11 protein-coding genes are annotated in these 14,901 nt (G+C 60.7%); 6 read left to right on the forward strand and 5 right to left on the reverse strand.

Annotated features, from left to right (window positions below; genetic code table 11):
* Positions 1–133 precede the first annotated feature (133 nt).
* Both ACM6IT_RS13125 and ACM6IT_RS13130 read right to left on the reverse strand, forming a co-directional pair.
* Complete coding sequence (locus tag ACM6IT_RS13125) at positions 134–733, reverse strand: FMN-dependent NADH-azoreductase (protein WP_046043697.1); 600 nt, start codon at positions 731–733, stop codon at positions 134–136.
* A gap of 165 nt (positions 734–898) precedes the next feature.
* Positions 899–1,213, reverse strand: coding sequence for a hypothetical protein (locus tag ACM6IT_RS13130; protein ID WP_056721393.1), 315 nt, complete (start codon positions 1,211–1,213; stop codon positions 899–901).
* 49 nt (positions 1,214–1,262) lie between these two features.
* Here ACM6IT_RS13130 and ACM6IT_RS13135 point away from each other — a divergent pair, with 49 nt between their 5' ends.
* From ACM6IT_RS13135 to aqpZ, 5 genes are all read left to right on the forward strand, one after another.
* Complete coding sequence (locus ACM6IT_RS13135) at positions 1,263–2,186, forward strand: LysR family transcriptional regulator (RefSeq protein ID WP_008018223.1); 924 nt, start codon at positions 1,263–1,265, stop codon at positions 2,184–2,186.
* Between the two features lie 14 nt (positions 2,187–2,200).
* Complete coding sequence (locus tag ACM6IT_RS13140) at positions 2,201–3,004, forward strand: alpha/beta fold hydrolase (protein WP_056721391.1); 804 nt, start codon at positions 2,201–2,203, stop codon at positions 3,002–3,004.
* Between the two features lie 3 nt (positions 3,005–3,007).
* Entirely contained in the window at positions 3,008–3,565 is a 558-nt protein-coding gene (locus tag ACM6IT_RS13145; protein ID WP_056721389.1) for a peptidylprolyl isomerase, read from the forward strand.
* Between the two features lie 94 nt (positions 3,566–3,659).
* Complete coding sequence (locus ACM6IT_RS13150) at positions 3,660–5,492, forward strand: ABC transporter ATP-binding protein (RefSeq protein WP_409079343.1); 1,833 nt, start codon at positions 3,660–3,662, stop codon at positions 5,490–5,492.
* Positions 5,493–5,793: 301 nt separating this feature from the next.
* Positions 5,794–6,492, forward strand: a complete 699-nt coding sequence (aqpZ, locus tag ACM6IT_RS13155) for an aquaporin Z (RefSeq protein ID WP_056721385.1) — start codon at positions 5,794–5,796, stop codon at positions 6,490–6,492.
* A gap of 11 nt (positions 6,493–6,503) precedes the next feature.
* On the opposite strand, the gene ACM6IT_RS13160 is transcribed toward aqpZ, so the two are convergent.
* Positions 6,504–7,628 carry a GNAT family N-acetyltransferase gene (locus tag ACM6IT_RS13160; RefSeq protein WP_056722284.1) on the reverse strand — a complete coding sequence of 375 codons (1,125 nt, stop codon included), beginning with the start codon at positions 7,626–7,628 and terminating at the stop codon, positions 6,504–6,506.
* 280 nt (positions 7,629–7,908) lie between these two features.
* Between ACM6IT_RS13160 and ACM6IT_RS13165 the strand changes: the two genes are divergently transcribed.
* The gene (locus tag ACM6IT_RS13165) at positions 7,909–9,240 is read left to right on the forward strand and encodes a putative porin (RefSeq protein ID WP_056721383.1); all 1,332 of its coding nucleotides are present in this window, start codon (positions 7,909–7,911) and stop codon (positions 9,238–9,240) included.
* A 231-nt stretch (positions 9,241–9,471) separates the two neighbouring features.
* On the opposite strand, the gene ACM6IT_RS13170 is transcribed toward ACM6IT_RS13165, so the two are convergent.
* Together ACM6IT_RS13170 and hrpA are read right to left on the reverse strand one after the other, a co-directional pair.
* Positions 9,472–10,593 (reverse strand): beta-ketoacyl-ACP synthase III, encoded by a 1,122-nt coding sequence (locus ACM6IT_RS13170; RefSeq protein WP_056721381.1) that lies wholly within the window; start codon positions 10,591–10,593, stop codon positions 9,472–9,474.
* Between the two features lie 344 nt (positions 10,594–10,937).
* Positions 10,938–14,849 (reverse strand): ATP-dependent RNA helicase HrpA, encoded by a 3,912-nt coding sequence (gene hrpA / locus ACM6IT_RS13175; protein ID WP_414918147.1) that lies wholly within the window; start codon positions 14,847–14,849, stop codon positions 10,938–10,940.
* Positions 14,850–14,901: the final 52 nt, after the last annotated feature.

A 14,901-nucleotide genomic window follows, 5' to 3' on the forward strand; every position in this document is an offset into this window, starting at 1 on the left:
GATCTCGCTAAAGCGTTCAATCGGGCCAGGGCACTCAGGAGCAACCAGTGCGAAGGGAGGTTCGATGCGCGTACAGGCTTGAAGGGTTGCGCCAGGTCACTAGACCATCCAGCGATTATCTGGCGATTAACCGTCAGGCCACTTGCGAAAGCTTGGCGTTCGCCTGGTTCAGGCCTTTCTCCTGGAAGTCGCCGCCCAGGTTCATGCCTTCGGCGTGGATGAACGTCACGTCGTGGATGCCGATGAAGCCCATGACCTGGCGCAGGTACGGTTCCTGGTGATCGGCGGTGCTGCCGGCATAGATGCCGCCGCGAGCCGTCAACACATAGGCACGCTTGCCGCTGAGCAGGCCTTGCGGACCGGTCTCGGTGTACTTGAAGGTCACGCCGGCACGCAGCACATGGTCGAGCCAGGCTTTCAGGGTGCTGGGGATCGCAAAGTTGTACATGGGCGCGGCCATGACCAGTACGTCGGCAGCGAGCAATTCATCGGTCAACTGGTTGGAACGCTCCAGGGACGCCTGCTCGATGTCGCTGCGCTGCTCGGCGGGCTTCATCCAGCCACCCAGCAGGTTGATGTCCAGGTGCGGCACGGGCTTGACGGCCAGGTCCCGGACGGTGATCTGGTCATTCGGGTGAGCGGCTTTCCACTGGCTGATGAAGGTCTGGGTCAACTGGCGGGAAACCGAGTCTTGCTGACGGGCACTGCTTTCGATGATCAGAACGCGGGACATGGGATGTAGCCTCCATCTGAGAATGCGGTAGGTCGATGGAGTGAAGGTTAAACAGAGTCATATCGATGAAAAAGCGCAAATAACTGCTATAACCCATCAAGAAATTCGTTTATAAGCTCTGCATACCCTGTGAGAGCGGGCTCGCTCCCACAGAAGAGCCTGGCGTCATTTCGGGGTGCAGGTCAGCTCGATGCGCAATTTGATGATGTTGCGGCTGAATTTGGCCGTGGCGTTTTTGTGTTTGCCGGCCGGTACATCGATCTTGCGAGTGCGGGGGGCTTCCGGGCCATTGCTGAAAACCGCCTTGCAGCTCGCATCGACGTCGCCGTAGTTGGCGACCCGGATGGAGCCGATATCGCTGTCGGTGTCGAAGGTTTCAAAGTCTATCTTCATTCCGTTGAGGTTCTTCTGCACATCAATCGGATAAGCAAACGCCGTCAGCGGCAGCAGCGCCAGCAGCACACAACAGATTTTTTTCATTCGGCAGCCTCCAATAAGGGCTGCCAGCTTAGGACAAGAGGAGCTCAACATGAAAGCGCCCCGCGTGACCCTCGATCAATGGCGAACGCTGCAGGCCGTGGTCGATCACGGTGGTTTCGCCCAGGCCGCCGAGGCGCTGCATCGCTCGCAATCGTCAGTCAGCTACACCGTGGCCCGCATGCAGGATCAACTTGGCGTGCCGTTGCTGCGCATCGACGGACGCAAAGCCGTACTGACCGAAGCCGGCGGGGTGTTGTTGCGCCGCTCCCGGCAACTGGTGAAACAGGCCAGCCAGCTCGAAGACCTGGCCCATCACATGGAGCAGGGTTGGGAAGCCGAAGTGCGCCTGGTGGTCGATGCCGCCTACCCAAGCGCCCGCCTCGTCCGCGCCTTGACCGCGTTCATGCCGCAAAGCCGTGGCTGCCGGGTGCGCCTGCGTGAGGAAGTGCTGTCGGGGGTGGAGGAAGTCTTGCTCGAAGGCGTGGCCGACCTGGCCATCACGGGCTTCAGTATTCCCGGTTACCTGGGCGCGGAATTGAGCGACGTCGAGTTCGTCGCAGTCGCCCACCCGGAGCATCCCTTGCACCGCCTCAACCGCGAACTGAGCTTCCAGGACCTGGAAAGCCAGATGCAGGTGGTGATCCGCGACTCAGGCCGCCAGCAACCGCGGGACGTCGGCTGGCTCGGCGCCGAACAGCGCTGGACCGTCGGCAGCCTGGCCACCGCCGCGACCTTCGTCAGCAGCGGCCTGGGTTTTGCCTGGCTGCCCAGGCACATGATCGAACGGGAACTCAAGGAAGGCACGCTCAAGCTGCTACCGTTGGATCAGGGCGGCAGCCGTAACCCGAGCTTCTACCTGTATTCGAACAAGGACAAACCGCTGGGGCCGGCCACGCAGATTCTCATCGAACTGCTGCGTACCTTTGACACCGCACCACTGGACGCACCGTTCGCCGCCCCCGAACAAGCCTGACACGGAGTGTATGCATGGCCTATTTCGAACACGAAGGTTGCAACCTGCACTATGAGGAATATGGCCACGGCACGCCGCTGCTGCTGGTCCATGGCCTGGGCTCCAGCACCCTGGACTGGGAAAAACAGATCCCGACACTGGCCACCCGCTACCGGGTGATCGTCCCGGATGTGCGCGGTCACGGCCGTTCGGACAAACCCCGGGAGCGCTACAGCATTGCCGGATTCAGCGCCGACCTGATTGCATTGATCGAACACCTCAATCTCGGTCCGGCACATTATGTCGGCCTGTCCATGGGCGGCATGATCGGCTTCCAACTGGGCGTGGATCAGCCACAACTGCTCAAAAGCCTATGCATCGTCAACAGCGCGCCAGAGGTCAAACTGCGCAGCCGCGACGATTACTGGCAGTGGTTCAAGCGCTGGAGCCTGATGCGCGCCCTTAGCCTGGGTACCATCGGCAAGGCGCTGGGCGGCAAGCTGTTCCCGAAACCCGAGCAGGCCGACTTGCGACAAAAAATGGCCGAGCGCTGGGCAAAAAACGACAAACATGCTTATCTCGCCAGCTTCAACGCCATTGTCGGCTGGGGGGTTCAGGAACGACTTTCGAAGGTCACCTGTCCAACCCTCATCGTCAGCGCCGACCGTGACTACACGCCGGTGGCGCTGAAGGAAAACTACGTAAAACTGCTGCCCGACGCGCGGCTGGTGGTGATCGCCGATTCACGCCACGCCACGCCGCTGGACCAGCCGGAACACTTCAACCAAACACTGCTGGAGTTTCTGACCGCAGTCGATACCACCACTCAGGATCACTGACCCATGCTGAAAAAAATCGCCCTCGCCGCAGGCTCCGTCCTGTTTGCCGCCAACCTGATGGCCGCGACGCCGGAAAAGGCACCGCATGTGCTGCTGGACACCACCAACGGCCAGATCGAAATCGAACTGGACGCGGTCAAGGCCCCGATCAGTACCAAGAATTTTCTTGAGTACGTCGACAAAGGCTTCTACAACAACACGATTTTCCACCGGGTGATCCCGGGCTTCATGGTCCAGGGCGGCGGATTCACTCAACAGATGCAGCAAAAAGACACCAACGCACCGATCAAGAACGAATCGAAGAACGGCCTGCATAACGTGCGCGGCACCTTGTCCATGGCCCGTACGTCGGTGCCTGACTCGGCCACCAGCCAGTTCTTCATCAACGTCAAGGACAACGACTTCCTTGACCAGGGCGACGGCTACGCGGTGTTCGGCAAAGTGGTCAAAGGCATGGACGTGGTGGACATCATCGTCAACTCGCCAACCACCGCCCGTGGCGGCATGAAAGACGTGCCGGCGGACCCGGTGTTCATCAAGTCGGCCAAGCGCATCGACTGAGACTAAGCTGGACAAGGATGTCCGAGCCGTTGCCGGTGTCTGCCGGCAACGCTCAACACGTTAAAAGGAGAGCCCGTTCGCGGGTGAACAACCAATGCTTTATCGCCGCTTTGAAAAACTGATCGATGTTTTCCGTGAAGCACCGACGGCGTCTCCGCCGGACCGGGTTTTCCCTTTCTACACTTATTACCTCAAGCAGGTCTGGCCGAGCTTCGCCGCCCTGCTGATCGTCGGCCTGATTGGTGCCTTGATCGAGGTGGCGCTGTTCAGCTACCTGAGCCGCATCATCGACCTGGCCCAAGGCACGCCAAACGTCAGTCTGTTCCAGGATCATGCCCTGGAACTGACCTGGATGGTGGTGGTTGCGCTGGTGCTGCGCCCCATATTTGTCGGCCTGCATGACCTGCTGGTGCACCAGACCCTGAGTCCCAGCATGACCAGCATGATCCGCTGGCAAAACCACAGCTACGTGCTCAAGCAGAGCCTGAATTTCTTCCAGAACGACTTCGCCGGGCGCATCGCCCAACGCATCATGCAAACCGGCAACTCACTGCGCGATTCCGCCGTGCAGGCGGTGGATGCGTTGTGGCATGTGCTGATCTACGCCATCAGTTCCCTGGTGCTGTTCGCCGAAGCCGACTGGCGCCTGATGATCCCGCTGCTGACATGGATCTTCGCCTTCATCGCCGCCCTTTGCTATTTCGTGCCACGGGTCAAGGATCGCTCGGTGGTGGCGTCCGATGCGCGCTCCAAACTCATGGGGCGGATTGTCGACGGCTACACCAACATCACCACCCTGAAACTGTTCGCCCACACCAACTTCGAACAGCAATACGCCCGCGAAGCCATCAAGGAGCAGACCGAAAAAGCGCAACTGGCCGGCCGCGTGGTCACCAGCATGGACGTGGTCATCACCAGCATGAACGGCTTGCTGATCGTCTGCACCACCGGCCTGGCCCTGTGGTTGTGGACACAGTCGTTGATCAGCGTCGGGGCGATTGCCCTGGCCACCGGCCTGGTGATCCGCATCGTCAACATGTCCGGCTGGATCATGTGGGTGGTGACCGGCATCTTCGAAAACATCGGCATGGTGCAGGACGGTCTGCAGACCATCTCGCAACCGGTCGGCATCACCGACCGCGACCAGGCCAAACCCCTGGCGGTGGCCCGTGGCGAAGTGCGCTTCGAACAGGTGGATTTCCACTACGGCAAGCAGAGCGGGATCATCGGCGACCTCAACCTGACCATCAAGGCTGGCGAGAAAATCGGCCTGATCGGCCCGTCCGGCGCCGGCAAATCGACCCTGGTGAACCTGCTGCTGCGCCTGTACGACGTTGAAGGTGGACGCATCCTGATCGACGGCCAGAACATCGCCGACGTCAGCCAGGAAAGCCTGCGCGAACGCATCGGCATGATCACCCAGGACACCTCGCTGCTGCACCGCTCGATCCGCGACAACCTGCTGTACGGCAAACCCGACGCCACTGACGCGCAACTCTGGGAAGCGGTGCACAAGGCCCGGGCCGACGGTTTCATTCCATCACTGTCGGACGGTGAAGGCCGCACCGGTTTCGATGCCCACGTCGGTGAGCGCGGGGTGAAACTCTCCGGCGGCCAGCGCCAGCGCATCGCCATCGCCCGGGTACTGCTCAAGGACGCGCCGATCCTGATCATGGACGAGGCCACCTCGGCACTGGACTCGGAAGTCGAAGCAGCGATCCAGGAAAGCCTCGAAACCCTGATGCAGGGCAAAACCGTGATAGCCATCGCTCACCGGCTCTCGACCATCGCCCGGATGGACCGGCTGGTGGTGCTGGAAAACGGCAAGATCGCCGAAACCGGAACCCACGCCGAACTGCTCGCCCATGGCGGTTTGTATGCGCGGTTGTGGCAACACCAGACCGGTGGTTTTGTCGGGATCGATTGAGTATTGCGGCGGCCACAAAACCTGTGGGAGCGGGCTTGCTCGCGAAGACGGAGTGTCAGTCGACAGCAATGTTGCCTGGTCCACCGCTATCGCGAGCAAGCTCGCTCCCACAGGGTCCCCAGTGAAGCAGATCGATCACAGATATCCGCCAGGCCCCCTCAACCACAGGGTCCTGGCGGTTTTTTATGCCTGCTGGAATTATGAAAAAACCGTGCTGTACTCACTCCAACGTTCTGGAGATGGTTCTGCAGTCCATCGGCTGGATGCTCAAGGCAGCATAATCTCGAAAGGGCACTCTCTTATGTCTCTGTTAAAACGTTCGGCGACTGAGTTGGTAGGTACGTTCTGGCTGGTGTTGGGTGGTTGCGGCAGCGCGGTGTTGGCCGCGGCTTTTCCGGAGGTGGGGATCGGCCTGCTCGGGGTGTCCTTCGCGTTTGGCCTGACCGTGCTGACCATGGCTTTCGCCATCGGCCATATTTCCGGCTGTCATCTCAATCCCGCGGTATCTCTCGGCCTGGTGGTGGGTGGGCGATTTCCGGCCAGGGAATTGCCGGCCTACATCATTGCCCAGGTCATCGGCGGCGTGATTGCCGCCGCCCTGCTGTACTTCATTGCCAGCGGCAAACCCGGTTTCGAACTGGCGGGAGGCCTGGCGTCCAACGGCTACGGCGAACACTCCCCTGGCGGCTACTCGATGGCGGCAGGGTTTGTCTGTGAACTGGTGATGACCGCGATGTTCATCCTGATCATCCTCGGCGCCACCGACAAGCGTGCACCGGCAGGACTGGCGCCGATTGCCATTGGCCTGGGGCTGACGCTGATCCACCTGATCTCGATCCCGGTCACCAACACCTCGGTCAACCCGGCGCGCAGCACCGGCCCGGCATTGATCGTCGGCGGCTGGGCGATTCAACAACTGTGGATGTTCTGGGTCGCACCGCTACTCGGCGCAGTGGCCGGCGGCGTGCTGTATCGCTGGCTGGGCAAGGAAGAAAGCTGAAACGCTGAAGATCAGCCTTGTCGATAAGGCAAGGCTGACTTCGCATCCTCTGCATAAGCCAGCACTCCCAGGCGTTCCTGCTCCAGAAAGTCTTTCACCGCCGCTTTCAATCCCGGATGTCGCAAGTAGTGCCAGGAATGGGTAATGACTGGCTCGAATCCGCGAATCAACTTGTGCTCGCCCTGGGCACCGGCATCAAAACGCTGGAAACCGTTGGCAATGGCATAGTCCATGCCCTGGTAGAAACAGGTCTCGAAATGCAGGCGATCGAACTCCGCCAGGCATCCCCAGTAACGCCCATAAAAGCTGTCGCCCCCCACCAGACTGAACGCCATCGCCACCGGCCGTGAACCTTGCCTGGCCAATACAACGCGAATCGACTCCGGCATGCGTTCGGCCAACAGGCTGAAAAACTCCCGGGTCAGATACGGCGCTTGCCGGCGCACTGCGTAAGTATTGGCGTAGCAGGCATAAACGAAATCCCATTGCGCCTGGCTCAGTTCCCGACCTTCGAGCCATTCGAAATCGAAGCCCTGCCCCGCCACCTGTTCGCGCTCCTTGCGCATCTGTTTACGCTTGCGTGAACTGAGCACATCGAGGAAGTCCTGGAAATCCCGGTAGCCGCGATTCTGCCAGTGGTATTGACAGCCAACGCGCTGCAGCCAGCCCGGTTGCTCGCTCAGTGCCGCGTCGGTGAACAGATCGGTGAAGTTGATGTGGGCGCTGGAGAGCCCTTCAAGCTCAAGGTAGCCAGGCAGGCTTTTCAACAACTCGAAACCGTCTTCGACCGTGGCCGCCAACAGCCGTGGTCCCGTGACGGGACTGAACGGCACCGCGCTCAACAGTTTGGGGTAATAGTCGATGCCGGCACGTTCACAGGCATCGGCCCAGGCGTGATCGAACACGTACTCGCCGTAGGAATGCCACTTGCGGTAACCAGGCAGCGCGGCGATCAGTCGATCTCCTTCGACGTGCAATAAATGCTCGGGCTGCCAGCCTGTATGGGGTCCGACGCTGCCGCTGTCTTCCAGTGCACTCAAAAAAGCGTGACGCAGAAAAGGCTGAGTCTCAGGCACCAGTGCGTCCCACGTCTGCGGGGCGATTTCTGACAGTTTTTGCAGGCGTTGCAACGGCATCACCATCCTCACTCTTCATGGCGTGAAAGCCCCGCGAGTATCGCCTATCGCTCTGCAATGCACACGGGCAAAACGACGGCAGTGTTCTAACTCAATAGTTCACGGCGACTTTGTATCGTCACCGACATGACATCACATTGCCACCGGTCTGTAATAAACCATCGCGATACTGGCGCCTGTTTTTAGAGCGTCGGGTTATACCCGGCCACTGTTTTCCGCCCCTTACGGTCGGTTGTGTCCCGGATGGCTCTGTCATCCCCTCTCATCTTCGGAGATTGATATGCGTCTTGCTTCCATGAAAACTGCGGCGGCCTTGTGCGGTGGCCTGTTGCTGGCCATGAGTGTTCCGGCCAGTGCCGCAGTCGACGCCAAACTGCTCGACATGCTCAAGGCTAACGGCTCGATCACCAACGCGCAGTACAGCGAACTGCAAGCCGAGCTGGCCAGGGATCAGAAAGACCAGCAGATCGCCCGTCAGGCTCAGCAAGAGACCAACGAGCAAATCGCGGCCACCGCGAAGAAAACCGACACACTGAGCGCTTTCGACCAGAAGCTTGCATGGGCGGCAAAGACCCAGTTCAAGGGTGACGTACGCTTCCGTCAAGAAACCGTGCACAACGATGGCGTGCCAAACAACAAGGACCAGGACCGTCAGCGCATTCGTGCCCGCCTGGGTGCCTACAGCGAAATCAACCCGCAGGTCGACACCGGTATCCGTATCGCCACCGGCAGCAACGACGACGCTCGCTCGACCAACCAGGACCTGAACAACTACTTCGACAAGAAGCAGATCTGGCTGGACCAGGGTTACATCGACTACCACCCGGACGCGATCAAGAACCTGCACCTGGTTGGCGGCAAGATGCCGCAACAATGGGTGAGCATGGGCGACATCATCTGGGATAGCGACATCAACCCGGAAGGTCTGGCCGTCACCTACAAATACCCACTGAGCGGCAGCACCGAGCTGTTCGGTAGCGCCGGTCACTACACCCTCAAGGACAACGTCGACGGCGAAGGCGTGCAGTTCAAGCACGACCTGCGTCTGTACGCCGGCCAGTTGGGTGCGCGCTTCGCCATCACCGACAGCATGAAAATGACGTTGGGCGGCAGTCTCTACGCCTATGACAACGACGACAGCAGCGCTTGCCCTACCTCGGGTACCGTCACCGCGCCATGCGCACTGGCCGTCAACGGCAACAGCCCGGGCGAGCAGTTCAAACTGTACGAAGGCTTTGGTCAGCTGGACTTCAGCAACCTGCCAGTACCGCTGTCGATCTACGGTCAGTACGTCAACAACACCGATGCCAGCAACGACCAGGACACCGGCTGGCTGGCCGGCGTGAAGTCAAAGCTCTACGGCTTCAACGTGGACTACAACTACCGCGACGTGCAGCGTAACGCTGTGGTGGGTGCCTTCACCGACTCCGACTTCGCCAACGGCTACACCGGTTCGCGCGGCAGCAAGCTGAAAGTGAGCTACGACCTGGACAAGAACTTTGCCCTGGGCGCGACCTACTTCATGGCGACCTCGGACCAGACCAACGCCAACATCAACAAGAAGGATTCGGACATCAACACCCTGCAACTGGATGCCGAAGCCAAGTTCTGATTCCCCCCCGCTACACGACTCGGGCAAGGAAGCCCGGGCCCCTTTTACAGCCTGGCTGTTGATGTGTCGGTCCCCATCATCCTCCGATGCATCAACGCGAGACTGTTTTCTCTCCCGCAAAAAAATCGCAGCCTTCGGCAGCTCCTACACAGAGCGGATTCACCGCGATATCACGTTGAAATCCAGTCCCGTAGGAGCTGCCGCAGGCTGCGATCTTTTTAAGCCGCAGACTCAGCGCTTGCGCAGCAACACGCTACCAATCGAATAACCGGCACCGAACGAACTGAGCACGGCCAGCGAACCGGCGGCCAGATCGTCCTGATTCTTGTGGAACGCAATCACGGAACCGGCGGAACTGGTGTTGGCGTAGGTGTCGAGAATCACCGGCGCTTCCTGTTCGGTGGCGTCGCGACCCAGCAGTTTCTTGACGATCAGGTGGTTCATGCTGAGGTTGGCCTGGTGCAGCCAGAAACGCTTCACGTCGCTGACGTTGAGCTGGTTCTCTTGCAGATGCTCACTGATCAGCTCGGCAACCAGCGGGCAGACTTCCTTGAACACCTTACGGCCTTCCTGCACGAACAGTTTGTCCTTGGCGCCGATGCCCTCTTCCGCCGCGCGGTTGAGGAAGCCGAAGTTGTTGCGGATGTTGTTGGAGAACTTGGTCAGCAGCTTGGTGCTGACGATGTCGAACTGGTACCTGGACGTCGCCAGGTCGGCACGCTCGATGATCACCGCAGTGGCAGCGTCACCGAAGATGAAGTGGCTGTCGCGGTCACGGAAGTTCAAGTGGCCGGTGCAGACTTCCGGGTTGACCATCAGGACTGCCCGGGCCTGGCCCAGTTGAACGCTGTTGGCGGCAGTCTGGATACCGAAGGTTGCGGACGAGCACGCCACGTTCATGTCGAAACCGAAACCCTGGATGCCCAGCGCTTCCTGGACTTCGATGGCAATGGCCGGGTAGGCACGTTGCAGGTTGGAACAGGCGACGATCACGCCGTCGATGTCCGCGGCGGTCTTGCCGGCACGCTGCAAGGCTTGTTCGGCAGCGCCGATAGCCATTTGGCAAAGCACCGACCACTCGTCGTTGGAACGCTCCGGCAGGCGCGGGGCCATGCGTTGCGGGTCGAGGATGCCTTCCTTGTCCATGACAAAGCGGCTCTTGATGCCGGAAGCTTTTTCGATGAACGCGGCGCTGGACTCGGTCAATGCTTCCACTTCGCCGCGCGCGATAGCGTCGGCGTTGTCGGCGTTGAATTGCGCGACGTAAGTATTGAAAGACTGCACCAGCTCTTCGTTGGAGATGCTGTTGGCCGGGGTGTACAGGCCGGTGCCGCTGATGACGACGTTATGCATGGTCGTGTCTCTAATCTGTTCAGGCAGAAAGCATTGGTACCTTCGTACCAACACACAAAGGGTCTATTCCCATCCGTGGGACGAAAACCTGGCATCGCTTTATTCCGACCTGCCCGAGACCGTGAAGGCTCAAAACCGCGGGGCCGGCGTTTATAGGCGCGAAGTTTGCCATAAACCTAGGGGTTTGGCCCCTTTTTGCTGGATGACGCACCAAAGCCGATACCACACAATCTCTGTAGGAGCTGCCGAAGGCTGCGATCTGTTGATCTAGGTTTTAAAAATCAAAAGATCGCAGCCTTCGGCAGCTCCTACAGTGGATCATAGGAGTCGCGAAGTAGTCGGGTTCAGGGTTCGACTTGCGACCACTGCTTGTTCAATCGCTTGTCGGAGATCGGCACCTTGGTCCCCAATTGCTGGGCGAACAACGAAACCCGATATTCCTCCAGCCACCAGCGATACAACTCCAACTGCGGGTCGCGCTTGCCTTCCTGGGCGTGTTTGTTGGCGCGGGTCTGGTATTGCGTCCACAGCCCGCTCAACTCACCGCTCCACACCCGATCGCGCTGCACCTGGGCAGCGATTTTTTCAAAGCGCTGCTCGATCGCCTTGAGGTAACGCGGCAATTCCTTGAGCCACTGCATCGGCGTTTCCCGGACAAACCCCGGATACACCAGGTGGCTAAGTTGCTGCTTGATGTCGTTCAGGGCCACGGCTTGCGCCAGGTCGATCTTGCCCTTGAAGCGTTTTTGCAGGCCATGCCAGAGCTTGAGGATTTCCAGGGTCAGCTTCGCCACACGCTCGGCGTGCTCGGTCCAGACGCCACGCTTGCGCTCAGCCAGGGACGCCAGACCGGCGCCATCACGGGGCAGCGGGTCTTCGCCCTCAAGAATGCAGCTGTCGAGACTGGCCAGCAGAATGTCTTCCACCAGCGCATCGACGCGGCCCATGTCGCGGTACAGCAGGCCAAGTTCGGTCAGGCCAGGCAACTTGCCACGCAGGAACCTGGCAGGTTCGGCCAGTTGCTGCATCAGCAAGCGTTGCAAGGCACGGCGATGCTGGAACTCGGCCTCGGCCGGGGTCGAGAAACGCCCCTCCTTGACCGTCCCGCCCTCTTCCACCAGCGCCGGGTAGACCGTCATCGACAGCCCGGCGATCCTCTGCTGGGTTTTCTCGGCCACGGCGGCGAACACTTTCGGCTCCACCGGCTGCTGGCTCTTCGCGGTTTGCGGCACGGCCAACGCGGCTTGACTGGCCTCGGCGAAACGCGCAGTCAGTTCAGCCAGATCGCGACCTTCACCGAGGAACTTGCCCTGGGCATCGACGATTTCCAGGTTCATCCGCAGATGGCTTTCGACCTGCTGTGTCGCCTCGGCCCAGGCTTCATCGCTGACGCGGGCACCGGTCATGCGCAGCAGTTCGCGACCCAGGGCCTGGGGCAGAGAACCCTCGGCAAAGGTCATGCGCTGCAAGGCCGCCTTGACGAAGTCTGGCACTGGCACGAAATTCTTGCGCAGTGCCTTCGGCAGGTTGCGCACCAGGGCAATGCACTTGGCCTCGATGACACCCGGCACCAGCCATTCCAGGCGTTCCGGCGGCAGCATCGGCAACAACGGTGCCGGCACGCGCAGGGTCACGCCGTCGCGCGGGTGATTCGGTTCGAAGTGGTAGCTGAGGGCCAATTCCAGATCGCCGATGTGCAGCGTATCCGGGTAGTGCTGGGCAGTGACTTCACTGGCTTCACGGGCCAGCACGTCTTCTTCACGCATGATCAGCAGCTGCGGGTCTTTCTGGCTGTTGATCCGATACCAGCTGTCGAAGGTCGCGGTCTGGTGGATCTCCGCCGGCAGCCGCGCGTCGTAGAAGGCGTACAGGGTTTCTTCGTCGGCGAGGATGTCGCGACGGCGGGCCTTGGCTTCCAGTTCGTCGAGCTGTTCCAGCAATTGCTTGTTGGCCGTCAGGCACTTGGCCCTGGACTGGATTTCACCGCGCACCAGCGCTTCGCGGATGAACAACTCGCGGGACACCACCGGGTCGACCGGGCCGTAATGCACCGGCCGGCGCCCGACCACGATCAAGCCGAACAGGGTGATCTGCTCGAACGCTACGACCTGACCGCGCTTCTTCTCCCAGTGGGGTTCGAAGTGGTTTTTCTTGATCAGGTGACCGGCCAGCGGCTCGATCCAGTCGGCGTCGATCTTGGCGACCATACGCGCATATAGCTTGGTGGTTTCCACCAGTTCGGCCGTCATCAGCCACTGCGGGCGCTTCTTGCCGATGCCCGAGGACGGATGAATCCAGAAGCGCCGCTGACGGGCGCCAAGGTAATCGCCGTCTTCGGTTTTCTGCCCGATCTGGCTGAGCAACCCCACCAGCACCGCCTTGTGCAGTTTCGGATAGTCCGCCGGCTCTTTATTGAGGCTCAACTGCATGTCGCGGCAGATCAGGCTCAATTGGCGATGGGAGTCACGCCACTCGCGCAGGCGCAGGTAGTTGAGGAAATTCTTGCGGCACCAGTTACGCAGCGGACTGGCAGTCAGCGCCTGGCGCTGCTCTTCGAAACCGCGCCACAGATTGACCAGCCCGGCGAAATCCGAGTCGGCGTCTTTCCACTGGGCGTGGGCCTGATCCGCTGCTTGCTGACGCTCCGGCGGACGCTCGCGCGGGTCCTGGATCGACATGGCGCTGGCGACGATCAGCACTTCCTGCAAGCTGCCGAGCTTCGCCGCTTCGAGCAGCATGCGGCCCATGCGCGGGTCCACCGGCAGGCGCGCCAGTTGCCGACCGAGCGGGGTCAACTGGCTGTTGCGGTCCACTGCCGAGAGTTCTTGCAGCAGGTTGTAACCGTCGCTGATGGCCTTGCCATCCGGCGGCTCGATGAACGGGAACTCGCTGACCTCGCCGAGGCGCAGGTGCAGCATCTGCAAAATAACCGCCGCAAGGTTGGTGCGCAGGATCTCAGGATCGGTAAATTCCGGGCGACCGAGGAAGTCCTCTTCGCTGTACAGGCGCACGCAAATGCCCGGCTCGACCCGTCCGCACCGACCTTTACGCTGGTTGGCGCTGGCCTGGGAAATGGCTTCGATCGGCAGGCGCTGGACCTTGGCCCGGTAGCTGTAGCGGCTGATGCGCGCGGTGCCACTGTCGATCACATAACGTATGCCCGGCACGGTCAGCGAGGTTTCCGCGACGTTGGTTGCCAGCACCACGCGACGGCCCGGGTGCGACTGGAAAATCCGCTGCTGCTCGGCCGGCGACAGCCGCGCGTACAACGGCAGGATTTCGGTGTGCTTGAGCTGGGCCTTGCGCAGCATGTCGGCGGCGTCGCGAATCTCGCGCTCGCCAGGCAGGAACACCAACACGTCACCGGGACTGCGGCGTTCACTGCGCTCATAAGCGGCGATTTCGTCGAGGGTGGCGAGGATCGCCTGATCCACCGTCAGGTCGTCCTCGACGCGGTTGCCCTCTTCGTCCTGCTCAAGCGTCAGCGGGCGATACCAGGTGTCCACCGGGTAGGTGCGGCCGGATACCTCGACAATCGGCGCGTCATCGAAGTGCTTGGAGAAACGCTCCAGGTCGATGGTCGCCGAAGTGATGATGACCTTCAGGTCGGGACGACGCGGCAGCAGGGTTTTCAGGTAACCGAGCAGGAAGTCGATGTTGAGGCTGCGTTCGTGGGCTTCGTCGACGATGATCGTGTCGTAGCGTTCCAGATAGCGGTCGTTCTGGGTTTCCGCCAGCAGGATGCCATCGGTCATCAGCTTGATCAGGGTGCTGGAATCGCTCTGATCCTCAAAGCGCACCTGATAACCGACCAGCGCGCCCAGCGGCGTGCCGAGTTCTTCGGCGACACGGCTGGCGACGCTGCGCGCAGCGATCCGTCGAGGCTGGGTGTGGCCGATCAGGCCATGCTGGCCGCGACCGATTTCCAGGCAAATCTTAGGCAACTGAGTGGTTTTACCCGAGCCGGTCTCACCGGCAATGATCAGCACCTGGTGTTGTTCCAGCGCCTTCTTGATTTCGTCGCGCTTGGCGGCGATCGGCAGGCTGTCGTCGTAACGAATCACCGGCAGGCTGGCCTTGCGCGCCAACACCTGCTCGCAGGACGTCTGCATCCGCGTCACCCACTGGCCCAGTTTGGCCTCGTCGGGTTTCTTGCGCAGCTCAAGCAACTGCCGCCGCAGCCGGTGGCGGTCGGCGAGCATGGCGTGATCGAGGTTTTTCAGCAGTTTGTCGATGGAGGGCGATTCGTCGGTCATCGGGTACGCAATTCAGTCGTCTAGTGGCGCAGGGTGCGGATTGTCGCAGATT

Source organism: Pseudomonas sp. IT-P4, assembly GCF_949767755.1.
GTDB lineage: Bacteria > Pseudomonadota > Gammaproteobacteria > Pseudomonadales > Pseudomonadaceae > Aquipseudomonas > Aquipseudomonas monachiensis.